Origin of the sequence: Flavobacterium pygoscelis (assembly GCF_023162025.1) — a bacterium.
In the GTDB taxonomy this organism is placed as follows: Bacteria; Bacteroidota; Bacteroidia; order Flavobacteriales; family Flavobacteriaceae; genus Flavobacterium; species Flavobacterium pygoscelis.
In genome coordinates this window covers 299,174-318,808 of sequence record NZ_JALNUB010000001.1, presented here as the reverse complement: position 1 = coordinate 318,808, position 19,635 = coordinate 299,174, and the positions used below count along the sequence as shown (strand labels likewise).

At 31.3% G+C, this 19,635-nt stretch carries 25 protein-coding genes; 4 read left to right on the top strand and 21 right to left on the bottom strand.

All coding sequences use genetic code 11. From position 1 onward, the window contains the following. Positions 1 to 4 precede the first annotated feature (4 nt). The 17 genes from MW871_RS01355 to MW871_RS01275 all read right to left on the bottom strand — a co-directional run bounded on the left by MW871_RS01355 (position 5) and on the right by MW871_RS01275 (position 12,504). Positions 5 to 496 (bottom strand): F0F1 ATP synthase subunit B, encoded by a 492-nt coding sequence (locus tag MW871_RS01355; protein WP_188049312.1) that lies wholly within the window; start codon positions 494 to 496, stop codon positions 5 to 7. A gap of 82 nt (positions 497 to 578) precedes the next feature. After that, entirely contained in the window at positions 579 to 782 is a 204-nt protein-coding gene (gene atpE / locus MW871_RS01350) for an ATP synthase F0 subunit C (RefSeq protein ID WP_086453039.1), read from the bottom strand. A 40-nt stretch (positions 783 to 822) separates the two neighbouring features. After that, a complete protein-coding gene (gene atpB, locus MW871_RS01345; protein ID WP_248427299.1) occupies positions 823 to 1,965 on the bottom strand; it encodes a F0F1 ATP synthase subunit A in 1,143 nt (380 codons plus the stop codon). Positions 1,966 to 2,098: 133 nt separating this feature from the next. After that, positions 2,099 to 2,482, bottom strand: a complete 384-nt coding sequence (locus MW871_RS01340; protein WP_210645242.1) for a hypothetical protein — start codon at positions 2,480 to 2,482, stop codon at positions 2,099 to 2,101. Continuing rightward, the gene (locus MW871_RS01335) at positions 2,482 to 2,706 is read right to left on the bottom strand and encodes an AtpZ/AtpI family protein (RefSeq protein WP_188049309.1); all 225 of its coding nucleotides are present in this window, start codon (positions 2,704 to 2,706) and stop codon (positions 2,482 to 2,484) included. The genes MW871_RS01340 and MW871_RS01335 overlap by 1 nt, the downstream gene beginning before the upstream one ends. Next, complete coding sequence (locus MW871_RS01330; RefSeq protein ID WP_188049308.1) at positions 2,693 to 3,085, bottom strand: bactofilin family protein; 393 nt, start codon at positions 3,083 to 3,085, stop codon at positions 2,693 to 2,695. The genes MW871_RS01335 and MW871_RS01330 overlap by 14 nt, the downstream gene beginning before the upstream one ends. Positions 3,086 to 3,087: 2 nt before the next feature. Next, the gene (porW, locus tag MW871_RS01325; protein ID WP_345799442.1) at positions 3,088 to 5,718 is read right to left on the bottom strand and encodes a type IX secretion system periplasmic lipoprotein PorW/SprE; all 2,631 of its coding nucleotides are present in this window, start codon (positions 5,716 to 5,718) and stop codon (positions 3,088 to 3,090) included. A gap of 199 nt (positions 5,719 to 5,917) precedes the next feature. Beyond that, positions 5,918 to 6,613, bottom strand: a complete 696-nt coding sequence (locus MW871_RS01320) for an ABC transporter ATP-binding protein (protein WP_210645236.1) — start codon at positions 6,611 to 6,613, stop codon at positions 5,918 to 5,920. 44 nt (positions 6,614 to 6,657) lie between these two features. Then, positions 6,658 to 8,121: a DUF5687 family protein gene (locus MW871_RS01315; protein ID WP_248427298.1), complete on the bottom strand. Its 1,464-nt coding sequence runs from the start codon at positions 8,119 to 8,121 to the stop codon at positions 6,658 to 6,660. A gap of 48 nt (positions 8,122 to 8,169) precedes the next feature. Next, positions 8,170 to 8,877: a cupredoxin domain-containing protein gene (locus MW871_RS01310; RefSeq protein WP_248427297.1), complete on the bottom strand. Its 708-nt coding sequence runs from the start codon at positions 8,875 to 8,877 to the stop codon at positions 8,170 to 8,172. Further along, positions 8,874 to 9,545 carry a hypothetical protein gene (locus MW871_RS01305; RefSeq protein WP_248427296.1) on the bottom strand — a complete coding sequence of 224 codons (672 nt, stop codon included), beginning with the start codon at positions 9,543 to 9,545 and terminating at the stop codon, positions 8,874 to 8,876. Before MW871_RS01305 ends, MW871_RS01310 begins: the two co-directional genes overlap by 4 nt. A 3-nt stretch (positions 9,546 to 9,548) precedes the next feature. Further along, positions 9,549 to 10,211 carry a hypothetical protein gene (locus MW871_RS01300; protein ID WP_248427295.1) on the bottom strand — a complete coding sequence of 221 codons (663 nt, stop codon included), beginning with the start codon at positions 10,209 to 10,211 and terminating at the stop codon, positions 9,549 to 9,551. 125 nt (positions 10,212 to 10,336) lie between these two features. Then, positions 10,337 to 10,648, bottom strand: coding sequence for a GIY-YIG nuclease family protein (locus MW871_RS01295; RefSeq protein ID WP_248427294.1), 312 nt, complete (start codon positions 10,646 to 10,648; stop codon positions 10,337 to 10,339). Between the two features lie 172 nt (positions 10,649 to 10,820). Then, positions 10,821 to 11,234 (bottom strand): hypothetical protein, encoded by a 414-nt coding sequence (locus MW871_RS01290; protein ID WP_248427293.1) that lies wholly within the window; start codon positions 11,232 to 11,234, stop codon positions 10,821 to 10,823. A gap of 45 nt (positions 11,235 to 11,279) precedes the next feature. Further along, positions 11,280 to 11,495 carry a hypothetical protein gene (locus MW871_RS01285; protein WP_248427292.1) on the bottom strand — a complete coding sequence of 72 codons (216 nt, stop codon included), beginning with the start codon at positions 11,493 to 11,495 and terminating at the stop codon, positions 11,280 to 11,282. 3 nt (positions 11,496 to 11,498) lie between these two features. Then, the gene (locus MW871_RS01280) at positions 11,499 to 12,152 is read right to left on the bottom strand and encodes a hypothetical protein (protein WP_248427291.1); all 654 of its coding nucleotides are present in this window, start codon (positions 12,150 to 12,152) and stop codon (positions 11,499 to 11,501) included. A gap of 10 nt (positions 12,153 to 12,162) precedes the next feature. Next, positions 12,163 to 12,504 (bottom strand): PadR family transcriptional regulator, encoded by a 342-nt coding sequence (locus tag MW871_RS01275; RefSeq protein ID WP_072989747.1) that lies wholly within the window; start codon positions 12,502 to 12,504, stop codon positions 12,163 to 12,165. A gap of 314 nt (positions 12,505 to 12,818) precedes the next feature. Between MW871_RS01275 and MW871_RS01270 the strand changes: the two genes are divergently transcribed. Both MW871_RS01270 and MW871_RS01265 read left to right on the top strand, forming a co-directional pair. After that, complete coding sequence (locus tag MW871_RS01270; RefSeq protein WP_248427290.1) at positions 12,819 to 13,871, top strand: ferredoxin--NADP reductase; 1,053 nt, start codon at positions 12,819 to 12,821, stop codon at positions 13,869 to 13,871. Positions 13,872 to 14,143: 272 nt separating this feature from the next. Beyond that, entirely contained in the window at positions 14,144 to 14,410 is a 267-nt protein-coding gene (locus MW871_RS01265; RefSeq protein WP_248427289.1) for a hypothetical protein, read from the top strand. A 34-nt stretch (positions 14,411 to 14,444) separates the two neighbouring features. Here the strand turns inward: MW871_RS01265 and MW871_RS01260 are convergent, their stop codons facing one another. Both MW871_RS01260 and MW871_RS01255 read right to left on the bottom strand, forming a co-directional pair. Beyond that, a complete protein-coding gene (locus MW871_RS01260; protein WP_248427288.1) occupies positions 14,445 to 15,455 on the bottom strand; it encodes a glycosyltransferase family 9 protein in 1,011 nt (336 codons plus the stop codon). Positions 15,456 to 15,658: 203 nt separating this feature from the next. Next, positions 15,659 to 16,264, bottom strand: coding sequence for a DUF4254 domain-containing protein (locus MW871_RS01255; RefSeq protein WP_188049294.1), 606 nt, complete (start codon positions 16,262 to 16,264; stop codon positions 15,659 to 15,661). An 87-nt stretch (positions 16,265 to 16,351) separates the two neighbouring features. Between MW871_RS01255 and upp the strand changes: the two genes are divergently transcribed. Next, positions 16,352 to 17,005 (top strand): uracil phosphoribosyltransferase, encoded by a 654-nt coding sequence (upp, locus tag MW871_RS01250; RefSeq protein WP_248427287.1) that lies wholly within the window; start codon positions 16,352 to 16,354, stop codon positions 17,003 to 17,005. Here upp and MW871_RS01245 read toward each other — a convergent pair. Then, positions 17,000 to 17,929, bottom strand: a complete 930-nt coding sequence (locus MW871_RS01245) for a DUF6427 family protein (protein ID WP_188049292.1) — start codon at positions 17,927 to 17,929, stop codon at positions 17,000 to 17,002. The genes upp and MW871_RS01245 overlap by 6 nt on opposite strands. A 141-nt stretch (positions 17,930 to 18,070) precedes the next feature. On the opposite strand from MW871_RS01245, the gene MW871_RS01240 reads away from it, so the two are divergent. Then, positions 18,071 to 18,301: a DUF6341 family protein gene (locus MW871_RS01240; RefSeq protein ID WP_188049291.1), complete on the top strand. Its 231-nt coding sequence runs from the start codon at positions 18,071 to 18,073 to the stop codon at positions 18,299 to 18,301. A 32-nt stretch (positions 18,302 to 18,333) separates the two neighbouring features. Here MW871_RS01240 and purD read toward each other — a convergent pair whose 3' ends face one another. Further along, positions 18,334 to 19,608, bottom strand: coding sequence for a phosphoribosylamine--glycine ligase (gene purD / locus MW871_RS01235; RefSeq protein WP_248427286.1), 1,275 nt, complete (start codon positions 19,606 to 19,608; stop codon positions 18,334 to 18,336). Positions 19,609 to 19,635: the final 27 nt, after the last annotated feature.

The following is a 19,635-nucleotide window of genomic DNA, read 5'->3' as shown; positions in this document are numbered from 1 at the left end:
AATTTTAGTTTAATTTTACGTCACCTAACATATTCTCAATCAATTTAGCTTGAGCTTCTTTATTAGATAATTCGTCTTTCAATAATTTTTCTGCGATACTCAATGACAAAGTAGAAACTTGCGTTTTCAATTCAGCCATAGCTGCATTTTTCTCTGCTTCAATAGCAATTTTTGCTTGAGAAATCATTCTTTCTCCTTGAATTTGTGCTTCTTTTTTAGAATCAGCAACCATCTTCTCTTTCATTTCACGCGCTTCTTTAAGCATGTTGTCACGCTCCATTCTAGCTTCTTGTAAAATGCGTTCATTGTCTGCAGTTAAATTCTGCATTTCTCTACGCGCTGATTCGGCTGAAGCCAAAGCATTGTTTATAGATTCCTCACGACCTTTTACGGCTCCCAAAATTGGTTTCCAAGCAAATTTTCTCAAAAGTAGAAAGAAAACAAAGAAAATTATCGTTGTCCAAAAAATTAAACTCTCCGGTGCTGTTAAATTCATAGGTATATATTTAAAATAGTTTTTTTGTTTTAGAAAGAAAAACTTCCTGCAGCCAACCGCTACAGGAAATTTTAATTTTTAATTATGCTTTTGCGATTAAAGCAACAACTACTGCGAAAAGTGCAACACCTTCAATAAGTGCAGCAGCGATAATCATAGCAGTCTGGATTTTTCCAGCAGCTTCTGGCTGACGAGCAATTGCATCCATAGCAGATCCACCAATTTTTCCAATTCCAAGACCTGCTCCAATTACTGCTAATCCAGCTCCGATTCCAGCTAATACCATAATGATAAATTTATATAGTTAATAATTATTAAAACTCTAATTAATGATGATCGTGCTCTGCAACGGCCTGACCAATAAATAATGCTGATAACAACGTAAACACATACGCTTGTAAGGCAGCTACTAACATTTCTAATACACTCATAAATAAAACAAACGCTCCAGAAATAGGAGAAACCGCTACCGTTTCAAATATAAATATTAACGAAACTAAACTTAAAATAATGATGTGTCCTGCTGTAATGTTAGCAAATAAACGAATCATCAAGGCAAAAGGTTTAGTCAACATTCCTATTAATTCAACAGGAATCATAATTGGCGCTAACCAAAACGGAACTCCAGGTGTATTAAAAATATGTCCCCAATAATCTTTATTTCCACTTAATGTTGTAATGATGAATGTAATCAACGCCATTACAAAAGTAAAATATATATTTCCAGTTAAGTTCGAGCTAAATGGGAAAAACGGAATCAAACCAATAAGGTTGTTAATCCAAATAAAGAAAAAGATAGTTAATAAATACGGCATGTATTTTTCATATTTTTTCTCTCCAATATTTGGTCTAGCAATATCATCTCTAACAAATGTTACTAATGGTTCTAGAAAACCAGCGATCCCTTTTGGTGCTAATTGATTTTTCTTGTATGATCTCGCTACCGCTAAAAATAATAAAAACATTATTATAGCAGAGATGAACATTGAAAAAACATTCTTAGTAATCGAAAAGTTTAATGGTCTTGCATCAAATTCAAATGCACCATTTTTTCTTTCCTCTACAGTTAGTTTTTCAAATTTATCAGCGTAATAAATCACTTCATTGGAACGAACTAATTTTTGACCATTTACATCAATAATATGTTTCGCTTCATTGTCATGATGAAATCTCTCAGAAGAGAAAATTTCTAAACCAGTGTTGGTCCATAAAATTACAGGCAAATAAAAAGAAATGGGATGTCCGCCCCAGTCTGCAATATGAAATTCATGAGAATCCCCAATGTGTGTATTAATTAATTCTGTAGCGTCGAATGGCTTCTTTTCAGGAGTCGCTTCTGCATGATGCTCTGTTACTGCTACATTAGCAATAGAAAGACTATCAACCGCAGGATTTGCAAATCCGAAATAAGGAATACTGGCTACTAAGGCAACTAATAAGAACTGAACAGGTTTATTTGAAAATACCATTATTAAATTGTGTGTCTAATTTTACGTTTCAAAATTTTTTGCAAAGGTACATAATTTATTTACAACTGAAAATATATCATTTTGTTTTTAGCAGTCATATTGTAATTAATTATGATTTTCATAAAAAAAACATTTATTGTTTACTTATTAAACGAACAGCAAAAAAAGTTTCGAAGAATAAGAACAGAAAATAGGGAATAAAAAATGCACTAACATCAGGAATTTGGCTCTTAAGGTCTGATTGAAGCAAAGGAATTAGAAAAACGATAGAAGCCATCATTTTAATTAAGCTAAATCCCATAAAGGCAAATCCCGTTTTATCAGCAAATGTTTTATTAACAAAGAGTAAGAAACTATAGCTTAATAGCGTAACTACAAGATGAAAAACATAAATACTCCAAGTTGAATAATAAAAAGAAATATTTTTAAAAAAAGTCTCTATTAGATAGTATTGTAAGATAAATAATACGATTGAAAAAGGAATTATTATCTTTAAAAATTTATAAAATTGCTGCATTATTCTTCTTTGTTTAAATTTTTAACTTGCCTAATTACATTATACAATGCAATGAAAACAGCTAAAAGTGATAGTATAATTGTAAAAACGGAGGAATTAGTATATTTTTCATCCAGCCACATTCCTAGATAGGTAAAACAAAAAATAATTACACCCATCTGAAAAGGGATGTTCATCATCACCAACCATTTATTGGTTTGTTTAAGATTGTTATTTTTGCTCATTGGTAGCGATTTGATTTTTTACAACAGTTGTGTTCATAACACAAGAAGCGCTAAAATCAGCACCTGGTTCTACAGATAACTTACCCACGCTAACTTCTCCCTGAATACTTGCTGTAGCTTTTACATTTAAAACCTCAGCTACTTTGATACTTCCATTAAACTTACCTTCAATATCCGCATTATTGCAAATGATATCACCCGATACACTTCCTGAAGCGCCAATAACTAGTTTAGCTGTAGATTGAAAATTCCCAATTAAATTTCCATCTAATCTAAAATCGGCTTCTGAAATAATATCGCCTTTTATTGTTGTACCACCAACAATTCTGTTGGTTTTACCAAGTAAATCAGTGTAGGGCTTCTTTTTTTTATCAAACATAATTATTTCTTTTCGAGTGCTAAATAGGTTTCTAGATTTTTCTTGATTTGAATTACTTTGTAATTTTCTCCAGAAATTATGATTGCTGGGTTTGCAATTTTAAACTTAGGTTTTTCACGCAAAACATATAAAATATCTTCTGCATAAGTTTTTGATGTGATACCATGAATGGTAATAAAATTTTCTTTTTCTGTATAAACATCATAAGAATAACGCAATTGTTGGTAGTTTTCTTCTGTGTTAAAAATTTTAATTTTATCTTCAATTTCTTTTGTGTTTGCATCGTCACGTGAACCTACTTTAAACAAAATCTTCCAACTTTTAGAGTTTTGTTCAACCAATTCCATTTTGTCAATAAGCGGAATCTGCTCCGTAATTATAACTTGTGCATTTTTACCTTCTTCTGTATTTGGATAATTGTCCGCTATAAATTGCAATGCTTCTTTGTAGGCAGTTACTCCTCGCAGTTTGGCAATCGTATTGGCTTTGAGCAATTCAAATTTAGAAACAATCGTTTCTCCAGAAAATTGGGTAATCAATTGATCTATGTTTTCTAAAACTAATACATATTGCTGTTGCTCATAAAGCTTGTACCATTTAGTATAAATGCCTTCTGGAGATAAATTTTCGTGAGAAACATTTAAATCATTATTATTCAAAATTTGAGTATAACGCGATTCAGGATATTCGGCCGTTATTTTTTGTTTTAAAGCAACTGCTTTACTACTATCTGTAATTTCATATAATTTATATAAATTATACAAGGCAGGAAGTACTAATTTGGGTTCTGGATTATTGTTTAATAAATGCTCTAATTTTGCAATAGCCAACTGATTTTCTTTGAATTTTTCTTTATATATAATTCCGAGTTGGTAATTAGCAAAATTACGTTCTTTTTGAATACTATCAATTGCTGAATCTTTTTGTGGCAGTTTTTTCAAATAAAACTCTGCCGTATATTCAGGCACTATTTTAGCAACTTCAGATGGCTTTTCTGCAAGATTTTTATTCCCATCTTCTGAGGAATCAGCATTTATATTGGTAGTACTAACAGATGAAATTCTCCAATTTCCCTCTGCAGCTCGATCACCCCATATTTTTTTAAATTCTAATTTACCAAAAGCAACCGTAGTTGGATTATAAAAATAAAAAGCACTTGTTACCGTAGCGTTAGGATTTCCTGGCATTGATGGCGGCATCATTATAGATTTTGTCTTGCCTATTGAAGGATTTTGTTGTGAAACAATATCATTAGCGCCAGTTGTATTATTTCGTTTAATATTATCTTGAATCGTTTGATTTTTCTCTTCTAAAAGGCGTTTTTGATTGTCTTTTTGTTTTAGTTGCGTAATATAATTTTCATAATAAGCTATTTTATCAGCGGGATTTAAAGCAACTACATTTAATATACTATCGTTTCTTTGAGCTATCGCTTCGTATAAAATTACGTCATTAAGATCTCCTCTAATTTTTTTAATTTTTAAAAACTCTCTTGACTTTGTATCCAGTTTTACTAAGGTACTATCGTAGTACTTTGCAGCTTGAGTATATAGTGCCTCTCTAAAATACATATTACCTATATTTCTGTAATTTGAAGCTACTAAGTAAGTGTCTTTAGAGTTTGACCGTAAAGAGGCATTATATAAATGTAAGGCTTCTTTCTGCTTATTTTGTTTATCAAAGAAAAGTCCATAATGGTAATAAATAAGGTCTTTGTAAGGACGGTTTTCTCTGTCTTTTATAAGTTTATCAAATGTTTTTTGAAACGCAACAAAATCTCCATTATTGTAATCAAATAGGTATGCTTTTTTTGCCTGTGCATGGATCACAAATTTCCGATCTGCCTTCCTATTCATTTTTATGACAGACTGATACATAGCAACCGCACTATCTTTATATCCCAACTGTTGGTATAATTGTCCCAAAATAAAACGATAACGCGCTTTCTCTTGACTAATTTTGGTGAAATCGATAGCTAATTTTATTTTTGCAATAGCGCTATCCTTTTCTTCTAAATTTAAAAATGAAGCTGTTAATAGTGCATTTGCATCAGCAAAAACCTGATGACTCATTTTGTAATCCTCGATTAACTTGCTAATATTTTTTATTACTAAAGCATCGTTTCCTAAACGCATATTAGTTTTTTCGCGCCATATTTTTGCTTCGTAAATATTGCTGCTATTGGGATATTTATACAATATGTAATTAAAAGCATCAAGCGCAGGAATAAAACGTTGATCGTAATACCTCGCTTTTCCGAGCATCAAATAAGCTTCATCAATTTGGGTGTTTTTCTCTCTTCCTTCAATATTCATTGAATGTTTCTGAATGGCTTTTGTCGCTTTGTTTTCGGCCAATTCAAAATCGGGATTGCTTGACTTTTTGCTGGTGTTGATTTCGTCTTTGATAAGCATTTTTTCAATCGGAAGCAACTGCCAAAAATCATCTTCATTATTAGACTTTATTGTCTTTACTCCTTTATCATAACCAACACCTCCATTATACAAAATGTTATATTTAGTGCTGAGTGCGTGCGAATTTCTAGACATAAAAGTGTCTTTTTTAGTAGAACAGGCTACTAAAAAAGCAAATAACAGTAAGAAAAATGAAGATTTAAATATATTGATTTTCAATGGAAAACGTTTTTATCAATTAACTATTAAATATAGAATTTAGTATAATGACTGGTAAAAATACATTTCTTTTTGATATCGTGGTAATTATAGCGCTATAAATGAGTGGTTTCATTAAAAGGAAAAACCGCTACTTTATAAATTACTGTTGCTTATTAAGCATTTGCAATCTATAAAGTAGCGGTTCTCTAATTTTTTACTATACAGCAAAGAACAGTTCAAGCTCCTTCAATGTTTCCTCAGAAGTTTGAATGTCTTTGACTACTTCGCCTTTGTGCATCGCAACGATTCGGTTACTAACCTCAACGGTATGCAGTAAGTCGTGGCTGGAAACCAATACCGTCACATTAGGATTATCAGCGAGATCTTTGATGATTTTTTTTAATCGAAATTGCGTTGTTGGATCTAAATTAGCAAAAGGCTCATCAAGAATAATTACCTCTGGATTTCCAATTAATGTAGCAATGATTCCCACTTTCTTCTGATTCCCTTTTGACAAGTCACGTAAATATTTTTTGTTTTTAAGAATTTCTCCATTAAAAAATTCCTCATGTTTTGCTAGTAAAGCATCAACATCCGCTTTATTTTGTCCGCGTAAATCGCCTATGAAATAAAAATATTCCTCTGGAGTTAAATAACCAATCAAGAAACTCTCGTCTAGAAAAGAAGCCGTAAAAGGTTTCCAAGCTTCACTAGTATTTACCTCAACTCCGTTGTTTATTACATGACCTGTTGAAGGTTGGATTAAATCCAATAAAAGGCTAAAAAAAGTAGTTTTTCCTGCTCCATTATTTCCCACAAGACCAAAGCTTTCGCCTTTTTTAATTTCTAAAGAATCTATTTTAAGTACGGTTGTTCCGTTATATGTTTTTGAAAGATTGTTTACTTGTATCATTTTATAAAAAATTAATTTGATGAATAGTTTGATGAATAGTACCGTTATCCTTTTTGTTTGTAAGCGGCTATTGTTGCATATTTCTCTGATTTATAGACTCTTTCAATCAAAGAAAAAGCTTTATTTTTAAGAGCAAAACCAATTACTCCTGCGCTAGCCACTAAAGCTAATGCTACGTTAGGAGTGGCATATTTTAAACCTAACCAATAGAGTAAAACAGGCAAACCTAATTGTGGAACAGAGATTAGCATGGTTTTAATATTAAACGCTTTTTTATCTCCAAAAGCGCCTTTTCCAGAACTCAAATCAATTGGCGTTTTAGTATAAGCTCCACCTAATAAAACTAAATGCGAATTAACGCCAATGTTATAAATAGCACCTACGATAATGACTAAATACGTTTCCCAACCAAAATAAAGATAAAATGACGCAACAATAGTGGTTAGTATAGTAGCAATAACCATCAACCACCATTTAGAACTCAAATATTCTTTATACGGAATATTTTGTGTCATCATTAATTGGTAATAGGCACTATCCCAACTGGGTACAAATTGTCCAAAAGTGATTAGAAAGCCTCCAGAAACAAAGATTCCGGCAAAAATATGCATTACTGGTCCATAAAAAGCAGTGGTAGAGAAAAACAGAAGTCCATAAAAAAGAAACATAACACTTAACCCGACAGTAGTCTTCGATCTTTTGTTCCTTTTTATTAATTTAATGTCATTTTTCAAGAAGGTACCAATAGTTCCAAATTGATTTAACCAAGTTAAATTTTCTGTTTTAGCAACATCATGCTTATTTGTAAGTCCTGCATCTAGATATAAGTTATTTTTAAAATAGATAAAAGTCAAGTAATACAAAACTATTAAAGCGATAACTGGAATTGCAAAAGCCCAATACGTGTTGAAAATAGCATTAAATAGAGGTGCTGTATAATCCGTAATATTAAATAATCCATAATACTGTAAACCCGCTAATACAGTCGTGAATACAAGGAAAATTCCAAATAAATTATCCTTATTGCTTAGTATAATATTAATAAAGTTGTTGATGTACAATAAAGAATAAATACCAGTAAACCATAATAGTACATGCACAACATCATATCCTTCGATCATTAAAACAATACTGAATGGAAGTAAGAAAAAACCATGAACTAAGTTAAAAAATGATAAAATTGTTTTTCCTAATGAGAAATGAACAATCGTAGCTTTTTTTATAGGAAAAATTAGCATGGGACGAATGTTCATTACTGGAATTTTCTGCACCAATATTCGAACGAGTAAATCCATTACTACATAATAAATCATGAATTTATTCACTGTTGTGATTGGGTCCATGTTCATTTTCTTGAGGATATAGAAAACCCCAATACCCATTCCTAAAAATAGTAAGATAAAATAGGCGGCAAGAAAACCAATTAGGATTTTCAAAGCTAAGTTGGTAGCGAAGGAAGCCGATCTAAAAAATGCTTTCCATTCGAGATAAAGGAATTTTTGAATCATAGTTTGGTTGTTTAGTTTTTTTAGTAGGTAAGAGAAAGTAAGAAAACGTTACAGTTTTTCTAATTTATATTCAGGATAGGTTTCTTGTAAATAAAAAGACGCCTTGGCAGGAATAATTTTGAATACGATAAAAAGTAACAAACTAAATAATACAAAAAGAAAACTAATTCCTAATATCCAATAGTCGTTCGTTAAAAAGTTATCACCAAGATTGATTAATTGAAACAACAAATTAAGAGGCAGTATTATTGTTGCAGAAAAAGTGCCATATTGATTGATAATCTCTTCGAACAGCCACTTTTTCTCATTTAATTTCTTTTTTTCCTTTCTTGTTTTTCGGTTTTTAAACATTTCATAAAATGTAAAGCCTAATAAGAGGATATAAAAACCAACTAGAATACATACTTTATATAAACTTAATTTTATGAAAGTAAAAAGCAATAAAGTCATTGCAATAGTTAAGACAATCTTTGGGATACCAAAAAAATCTTTAAAATGTTGCCAAACCAAACCGTTGTATTTTTTTCCAAGTGCTACTTGTCTTTTTTCCACAACATCCATAAAACCAAAAACGCCAAACTTCTTGAACTCAATATGTAAAGCTTCTTCAAAAGAACGATTGGGATTTTCCTGCCATTGGATTTCAATAGCATTAGCCAAATGATCGACTAGTTCTGATTGCAAATCATAATATTCCACATAATGCTGTTGAGTAAAAGTGAAAAGTTGGTCTATTTGTGAAGTGGTTAGTTTCATGAATTAGAAATTGATAGTTTTTTCTCGAATTGAAAATGTTTATAGACAAGTTGCAGATAAATTCCCGTATACACCGTGTAACTTATTGCAAAAAAAATAGATATAAAAGCAATTTTAATATCAGCATGATTTAACCGTACTGGAAATACACCAATGCCAAGCAAAAAAAGAAAAATGATGAGATTTATACTTTTTTTCTTCATTAAATAACTGTAAGTCGTTTGATGTCTTGATTTCCAGACAAAAAATAAAGCTGAAAGTACCAAGCAAAGCTCTATTAGAATAAACGGTTTTAAAACTGCTTGAATATTTATTAATAAACTAGTATTGTTTGAATTTCTAAAAAATAGTACTGATATTATTGCCATCAAAAAAGATATTGAAATAAAATTTAAAAGTTGTTTTCTTAATAATTTATGGCATTTATTTGTCATTATTCTGGGATTGGTAAAGCCAACTAATCCAGAAAACGACGGCTGTAATTCTGGCTTCCATTTCTCAAAAATAGTCTTTAAATTATCCTCAAATGAAAGTGTATTTTCCTCCATCAAAACTTCAATTTCTGAAGCAATATGATCCGTAACTTCTAGTTTTAAATCTTCGTAATCAAGACCATTCAAAACTAAAATTTCATTTATTTGGGTTATTTGTTGGTTGGTTAAGTTCATGTTTTAAATTAGTTTGTATTTTTTTATTATTCTAAAATGCTCTGCTGCAAGCGCAATTAAATAGACACTTATAAAAAAGAAAAAACTAGTAACAGACCACTCCATAAAATTGCTAAACAAACTGCCTCTGTGATAATGGCGATAATTTCCATTTAAAAGTGTGTAAATCATATAAAAATTATACGGTAGCAAACAGGAACTTTTTAGAAAAAAGAATCCATAAACCGTTTTAGATTTTAATTTCCAAACAAAAAACATAATGGTTAGTATGACCGTACAAGATAAAATATATATTGACGATAAAAAGGATTTCAAAATAGTATAAACGTATTCTTGCGGATACATTATTGTAATCGTTGTCATCAAAATGCTAAAAAAAAGAGTTGAAAATAAACTCGATTTAAAAATTTTTGATCCCGCAGCAACATATCTGTCGACAATTATTTTTGGTCCAACAATTCCCCATCCAAAACTTTTTGTTTGTTTCAACAGTGATTCCCACTTTTTTAAACTCTTTGCAAAGGCTTCTTCAAAAGTAGATTCTCGTTCTAATTCAATCTCTGACGCAATATGATCAATCAATTCTAATTTTACATCTTCATAAATTACATCCTTTGAAATTAAGGATTCATTTATTAATTGGATTTGGTCTTTGGTTAGTTTCATTTTATAAAATCTAAAATAAGTAATGATGTTTTTTAATTTTTTAAAATATTCTTTTGAAATTACATTTCAGTAAATACAATTTTCTACCTTATTTGTCATGCTGAGGAACGAAGCATCTCTTCCTACTATTCAAACAAGTCATTAAGAAAATTCAGGTCAGGATTAATTGTTTTTATTAGTGTGATTTTCTTGTCTTTCTTCCATCCCTTAATTTCTTTTTCTTTAGCAATTGCTATTTGTATCCATGTGAATTTTTCGAAATACAATAAATAATGAACGTTATATTTAGCTGTAAACGAATTGGGATTCAAGGATTCTTTGTGCTGCTGTAATCGCGTTTTTAAATTATTAGTAACGCCAGTGTACAAAACTGTTTTCGCTTTATTGGTCAGAATATAAACATAATAAGTATGATACCCTTCTTGAAATTCTATCATATCATTTATTTTAAAGATGATTTCAAAATTAGTGGTGATGCTTCGTTCCTCAGCATGACAAAGTATTTGGTTTGACTAATAAAATTCTATCATGTTTTTTATTTTAAAGATGATTACATATTTTATGGCGATGCTTCGTTCCTTAGCATGAAATAATAGTGAATTAATAATGCTAATTTAGTTCGTATTGTTTTTTAATCCTTTTGATTGTTTTATTTTGCAATTGGATTCCAGTTATTACGCATAAAACCGTTAATGCCCACAAACAACAAAAGAGAAAAAGTACTAAAGGATATTCATCAATTTCTTCTTTAAAAACATTTGCTAAATTAAGTCCTAAATTAATAAAACCACCAAAAATTATTGGAATTGGATTAATTATCTCAATTTCCAAAAAGCGATTACCATCTATTTTTCTACTCTTCAAATAAGTATATAACATAAGTATAGCTGCAAAAAGTAAAAAAAGAAATAATACTGCTACAAACTTTCTTGGCTCTTCAAAATACAAAGAAATTTTAAATGTCAAAGCAAGCAATAAAATACTACTTATGATTTTAGGGAATTTTAAATACGCTGCAATCATTTTCCATTGCGCTTTGTTATATTCTTTTCTAAGAACCTTTGTTTGTTACTTTTCAATAGATTTAAAACTAGAGTCCCCAGTAAACTTATTCTCAGCATATTGTTTTACTTGATGAAAAGTGAGTTCAGGATCTTTCTCCCAAATTTCCTCCATGCTAGAAACCATGTGATCCGTTAATTCTACTTGTAACTCATACCATTTGATATCTTTGGATTCAATGTAATCTGAGACGTATTTTATTTGTTCGGCTGTTAATTGCATAATTTATTGAATTGGTAATTTTCTTTGAAATTGTAAATGCTTCACTCCCAAATATAATATCGAAAACAAAAACACAAAAAAACAACCTATTGTTGCTACAAATAAGTTTTGATTCCTTAAATCATGAGGAATGCTTGGATTAACAATGATTGATAAGAAAATAATAAGAATTGTAAAGCGACTATCAAACAAATGCTTGTATGTAGAAGTAGCTTTAGACTTCAAATTCCAAAATTTGATTAAAAGTGCTAAAGCTCCCGTTGTGCAAAAGGCGTAAAACAAGAAATCTTTAATCAGAAGAATATATTCTAATTTTTCCTTTGTGTTATCGACCAATTGAAAAATAATAATCAATATGATTGATGTTATTATTGATATAATAACTTCCTTTTTCATCTGATTTTTTAATTTACTATGAACTAGTTTAGGATATGTTGATTGCAATGAAAAAAAATCTCTTGTCAATTTGAACTCCTCACCCCATTTATTAAGAACCTGATTGTAAACTACAGGAAATTCATTGTTAGTAACTTCCATTTCATTTTCAATTTCACTAGCAATATGATCTAAAACTTCAAGTTTTATATCGTCAAATTTTATCCCTTTTTCATTTAAAGTCTGGTCTATACACTCTATTTGTTCGGCGGTTAACTGCATCTCCTTAAGATTAAAATTCTAATTTTGGACTTGGGTTTACTAAACTCTGCATGTTTCTAATAAAATCTTCCAATTCTGAAAGTCGGTTTACGGTTTCGGTAGTTCCTTTTTCAGTAAGTTTATAATATTTGCGCATTCTATTGTCTACTTTTTCCATCTCTACATCTAGAATTCCTTCGGCTTCCAATTTATGTAAAGCAGGATATAAAGCGCCTTCGGTAATGTTAAGTTCACCGGATGTAATTGCTTTTACTTTTTGAGTAATTTCATAACCATACATCTTGCCGTTTTCCTCCAGCAACTTCATGATGATCGTATTTAAACTTCCCTTATATAATTGTGAGTTTTTCATTTTTTTATAATTTCTAAAAACAAATATACATAAGAATCTTATACATAATACTATTAGGTATATAATTTTTAAAGTAAACGGATCATTTAACTAAAAATTAAAACAAAAAATAGCCTAATTAACACTAATAAAAACTATTTCTCATTTTAATACTTTTTAGAAAGCTAAAATTCGGAACATTAAATTTTTAAAAAAAATATGATTCGTGTCATTCGTGTCAAAAAATATCCACTAGTTTTCCGCTATTATAAATTTTCAAACACTTTGATTTAAGAAACCTAATCTGTTTATTATCTTTGTCAAAAAAAAATCTCATGTCATCCTTTTTAAAACTAATTATAAAAGAAGTAAAACGCGAAACTAAAGATGCCGTTTCTATACTTTTTAACGTACCGGAAGAGCTAAAATCAAATTACAAATTCATTGCAGGTCAATACCTAAATTTGAAACTAACGCTAGATGGTCAAGAAATTCGCCGTGCCTATTCTATTTGTTCATCACCCGACAGTGGCGAACTTCGCATTGCAGTCAAAGCGGTAAAAGATGGTGCATTTTCTCAATTTGCCAATACAAAACTAAAAGCCGGTGACGCCATTGAAGTAGGAACTCCTGAAGGAAAATTTACTTTTGAACCACAAGCAGAACGACAAAAAAATTATGTTGCTTTTGTTGCAGGAAGCGGAATAACACCCGTAATGTCGATATTGAAATCAGTATTGAAAAACGAATCTAAAAGCTCTTTTGTACTGGTTTATGGCAACAAATCTCCCGAGGAAACGATTTTTCATCAAGAATTACACGATTTGCAATTGCAATATGTAGGTCGTCTTTTTGTACATTATGTATTCAGTCAAGCCAAAACAGACAATGCATTATTTGGTAGAATTGAGAAAGCAGCAGTGAACTTTGTTTTGAAAAACAAGCACAAGGAACTCGAATTTGATAAGTTCTACTTGTGTGGTCCTGAGCCTATGATCAATCTAGTTTCTGATGTTTTAAAAGAACACAACGTAAAGGATACTGCTATAAAATTTGAATTATTCGCAGCTTCTATCGTAGAAAACACTATAGAAAAATCCTTAAGCGGACACTCTAAAATCACCATTATGGTTGATGATGAGGAAACTACTTTTGAAATGTCTCAGAAACAAACCGTTTTGGATGCGGCATTAAAACAAGGAATCGACGCACCTTATTCTTGCCAAGGCGGAATTTGTAGCAGCTGTCTGGCTCGTGTTACCTCTGGAACTGCCGAAATGAGTAAAAATTCCATTCTTACCGATAAAGAAATTGCTAGCGGATTGATCCTTACCTGTCAAGCGCATCCCACATCAGAAAGCATTTATATTGATTATGATGATGTTTAATCGATAAATAACTACTAATTTAAAATTCCAAACCCAACTTATACCAATTGTGTTTTAAATTTACTGTTTTGTCTCTTGTCAAATCGAGCGCAGTCGAGATTATAAATAACTTGTAAAAAGGGTTTCGACTGCGCTCAACCGGACAAAAAAAATCAGCAGACTTTTACAGTATATTCAAAAGATGAAGTGGTATTAATCATTGGGCTTTGGAATTTTTTATTTCAAACCAAATGAAAAAACTACGGGAAATTTTTAAAAAAAAACCTAATCTTATGGAAGAAACAGAAGTCGAACAACTTTTAGACTACTGTGAAAAGTTGCAAGACGAATTAGTCGATTTAAAATTTCAGCAAAACGAAAACAAGCAATTGATAATGCTGGACATGCTCAAAGAAATTGTAAAAGCGTGTGAAGAAACCGAAAAACAACAAAAAGAATCGATACGCTTTGGTTTAGAATCTCCTGATTTTGAAGTATCTATTTCTAATTTAAAACGATATTTGCAGGTTAGATGTAGAGAAAATGGAATTTGGCTGTAAGCCAAATTAAATTGCCTGCATAATAGTTTAAAAACTACAGTAACGACTGAATACGAAAAACTACACTCTCTGGCAAAATAGTTCGCATTACCTCATCATATCCTTCTACTTTTTTATTGCCATAAACTGATGTTGGTAACATAGGATACTTTTCTCTATCTGAAACCAAAGCATTTTCTATGGGTTGATTAAATGGTGAAAAACCAGCAAAAGGATGTGTTGCACCCCAAAGTGTTACTACTTTTACACCAAGCATTGCTGCAATATGAGCATTACCAGAATCCATAGAAAGCATTACATCTAGATTACTGATCAGTTTTAATTCCTGTTGAAATTTAATTTTTCCCGCTACATTTATTACATTTTTAAAAGGAGTGGCAAGTGAATCTAAAATTTCGATTTCTTTTTTTCCACCGCCAAAAAGTAAAATAGTATGCTCTTTATTTTCGGACAATTTTGCGATAACTTCTTTCATTAAATCCAAAGGATACACTTTAGAATCGTATTGTGCAAAAGGAGCTATTCCGATTAATTTTTGATAATTTTCGCCAATTAAGTCTGTAATTTCTGCACTTAAGACCGTTTTTTGGGGAAATTCTAGCTCAAGAGATAAATCTATTGGATAACCAAGTGTTTTAAAAACCTCAGCATGCCTTTCGAACATGGTTGGTAATTGCTGTAATACTTTGTTGTCGGCGCGCGTTAATTCTTTTTTACCAGCACGACCTTTATCTACCGCAGCTACTTTTTTTCCTGTTACTAGAAAAAGATTTCGGATAATTTGAGAACGCAATACATTGTGCAAATCAGCAAAAGCGTCAACGTGAAGCGCTCTTACATCTTGAAATAATCGAAGTAATCCCAAAAAACCTTTGTGCCTTTCTTTTTCGTCGAAAGCAAAAAAGGAAACATTAGGAATTCCGTCAAAAAAAGGCTTGAAGAAAGGTCGCGAAATTACGGTGACTTGAACCGATGGATATTGTTTTACAAAAGCGCGTAAAACAGGAACCGTCATAGCCACATCTCCCATTGCGGAAAGTCTCATGACAGCGATATGTTTGGTGTTTTTGGACAAGTATAAATATTTATTCTTGGGATCTTAGCCCAGATTGAAATGAAAATCCCGGAACAAAAAAAGTAACGTTTCTGGTTCTAAAAAAGCGACTAGCGGAAGCTCTTTTTAGGACCATAGAAACGGTACTTTTTTTGTGAGGAATTGTAATGGAAAGCTGGAAAAAGCTCCTGAAATTACTTCTTATTTTGGTACAAAACAGGATTTAAGTCGTCGTCATTGTACATTTTCATTTGCTTGTACACTTTCATGAATTTATCACCTTTTTCGATATCAGTCAATAAATCATCGATAGCTGTTGATAAATCAGTTCTTTGCTCTAACAAAATATTCAGTTTTACTTGACATTTGTCTCTGTGGTCTTGAGAAGCTTCTGCGCGAGTCGCCTCTTCATTCATATGATAAATTTTAAGCGCCAAAATAGACAATCTATCAAAAGCCCAAGCCGGACTTTCAGAGTTGATTTTTGCATTGTCTTTGATGACTACCGTGCTGTATTTTTGTAAAAAATAACTATCAATATATTCTACCATATCGGTACGTTCTTGATTAGAAGCATCAATTCTTCTTTTTAGAGTCAAAGCTGCAACGGGATCAATGTTTGGATCTCTAATAATATCTTCAAAATGCCATTGTACGGTATCAATCCAGTTTTTATGATACAACAAATGTTCAAATTTATCTTTTGGAAACGGATTGTTGATGGGTTGATCTACATTATCAAATTGATGATAATCCTTAATACTTTGTTCGAATACGGAATAAGCTAATTTTGAAAACATATTTTTATATTTAATAATTACAAAGATACTTTTTATACTTTTATGGTTTAACAAAAACTGTAGAAGTTTAATATCAAAAAATAAATCATGCAAATTCATATTTTATCAGAAAACAATAGTATCCTGAACCATTTTTTAGGACAAATTAGAAATGTTGATGTTCATAAGGACAGCATGCGTTTTCGAAGAAATATTGAGCGAATTGGTGAAATCATGTCGTATGAATTAAGCAAAGAACTAAGTTATAAAAACGTGGAAATCCAAACCCCACTTGGTATAAAAAAGACTACCGAAATTAATGACCCAATAGTTTTATGTTCTATACTACGGGCTGGTTTGCCTTTGCACCAAGGTTTTCTAAATTATTTTGACAGTGCCGAAAATGGTTTTATTTCGGCTTTCAGACATCATCCAAACAACGATGATTATTTTGAAATTAAAGTCGATTATCAAGCCGTAGCAGACATCAATAAAAAGAATGTATTATTACTTGACCCAATGTTAGCAACTGGTCAATCTATAATTGCGGTTTATAATAAATTAATGGAAAGAGGAAATCCAAAGGAAATTCATATTGCTGTTGTGATTGCAACCCCTGAAGGTATTGCCCATTTAGAAGATCATTTACCAGAAAATTGTCATCTTTGGATTGCTACTTTAGACGATAGTCTAGATGCTAAAAATTATATCGTTCCTGGGTTAGGAGATGCTGGTGATTTAGCGTATGGTCCGAAATTATAACTGACTAAAGAAAGCAAAAACACTACAAATAATAAGTACATACAACACTATTTCCTGATTCAATCTAAGTTGTGGCATTTCTATATGACTGGTGGTCATAATGGCCAAAGGAGCAATGGTAAAAATTAACAAGTCATTGCTTTTCTCTGGTGCAACCAAGAAAATTATAACTCCGATGAAAAAAGATGCTATTATTTTTTTGAAAGAGGTATGAGAAACTTGAGGTTTGTTAGACATTGTTGAAAACATTGATACTAAGAAAAACAGCGCAATTGTAGCGTATATAGAAAATGCCGCGTTTTGGTAATTATTAGTAAAATAGGATATTTCAAAATTGGTATGTACGGTTTTAATAAAATAATCAAATCCGCTTAGATTAAAAAGAGTAACATAGAGGGAGTATAATGTTCCGACTATAAAAAAAGCAATAAATGGCAGTATCCAGTTTCTATAATCTCTGGAAACATGAAAAATGATCGATATAAAAACTAAAATTATAAATAGAACACTCCAAAAATAGAATAAGGAGGCCATAAAGATCCAAAAAGAGGCATCAAATATTTTTTCCTTAGAGGCTTTTAGCGATTGTAAAGAAAGTAATCTTCGTAAGGCAAGCAGAATAAAAAAATTAGCAATAATTAGATTCGTATTGCTAAATACCGATGGAAAGAAAAGCAGAAACAGAAAGGAAAAAAAGATCGTAAAGGTACTGTCCTTGGTAAGTACATTTCGCTTTGCTATGAAATTGGATACGAATAAAGAAGCCAACAAAAGACAAAACAATCCTATCTTTGTTAGTATTGAAAAAATAGATTTTGTCCATGACAAATCTTGAAATTGAAATATTAAAAAGAAGAACAACATTAAAATTCCAACAAATAAAAAATTTAATGGTGTAGATTTTCTAAAAACACTTGTTATCATACGGATATTTTATACTTTTGTGTCGGTAAATATAAGACTTGTTTAAAAAGTAAGCCCTGCTAGTCTGAAAAGATTCCTAAAAAGTCCCTTTTTAACTCGTCCTATCACAAAAAACAACTACTAAAATTAATTTTATACATTATGAAAGCATTTTTCGAAGCAATACAATACTTATTTGTAGACATCTTATTTGCTCCTCAAGATTTTTTACGCTCATTAGAGTTAAGATCTTGGTTTGCAGCAAATACAATTAACTGGATTTTCATGATTATTTGTGCGGCTGCAATGGTATATTGGATCAAACAATTAAAAATGTTTGAAGATGCAGGTACTGAAAAGCAAGATACTACCGCTCACTCTTTCTTTAAATAAGATTTAAACAAACAGTGAACGATAGCTCGAAACTATTTTAAATCGTTTCCAATATCTTTTCTAAAATACATCTTATCAAAATTTAGTTTATCTATATTTTGGTAAGATTTTTTTATGGCCTCTTCAAAATTATTTCCGTAAGATGTAATTGCTAAAACTCTTCCTCCATTAGAAACAACATTTCCGTTATCTAATTTGGTTCCTGCGTGAAAAACAATTGAATCTTGGATGGTTTCTAATCCCGAAATTACTTTTCCTTTTTCAAAATCCTCTGGATAACCTCCAGAAACAACCATAATTGTAGTGGCACTTCTTTCGTCTACTTCTAGTGTAATCTCATCCAGCTTTTCATTGGCTACAGCCAAAAATAACTCGACTAAATCGGTTTTCAATCTCGGAATCACTACTTCTGTTTCTGGATCACCCATTCTCACGTTATACTCGATCACAATAGGTTCGTTATTAACATTGATTAATCCGATAAAAACAAAACCTTTATACGGAATACCATCTTTTTTAAAACCATCAATTGTTGGTTTTACGATGCGTGTTTCAATCTTTTCCATCAAAACAGCATCAACATAAGGAACTGGAGAAACGGCTCCCATTCCGCCTGTATTCAATCCTGTATCGCCTTCGCCTATGCGCTTGTAATCTTTAGCAGTAGGTAGAATTTTATAATTTTTTCCGTCTGTCAAAACAAAACAGCTCAGTTCTATTCCGTCTAGAAATTCTTCAATTACCACTTTTGAGCTCGCATTACCAAATTTTTGGTGCACGAGCATATTTGTTAATTCCTCTTTGGCTTCAGCTAAATCTTGAATGATCAAAACTCCTTTTCCTGCTGCTAATCCATCTGCTTTTAATACATAAGGCGGTTGCAATGTTTCTAGAAATTCACATCCTTTTTCTACCGTTTCAGCAGTAAAACTATCGTAAGCAGCTGTTGGAATATTATGTCTGATTAAAAATTCCTTTGCAAATTCTTTACTTCCTTCTAATTGCGCACCTAATTTAGAGGGACCAATTACTGGAATGTGTTTTAAGGCAGCATCATTCAAAAAGAAATCATAAATCCCTTTTACTAAAGGATCTTCAGGACCTACTACGACCATAGCTACCTTTTCTTGGATCACAAATGATTTAATAGCATCAAAATCTGTAGGATTCAAAGCAACATTTGTGGCTATTGTAGCAGTTCCAGCATTTCCGGGTGCTACAAAAAGAGTCTCGCAAAGTGGACTTTGAATCATTTTCCATGCAAAAGCATGTTCTCTACCTCCTGAACCCAATAGTAAAATTCTCATTTTGTGTGTTTTTTAGTTGTGTGTTTC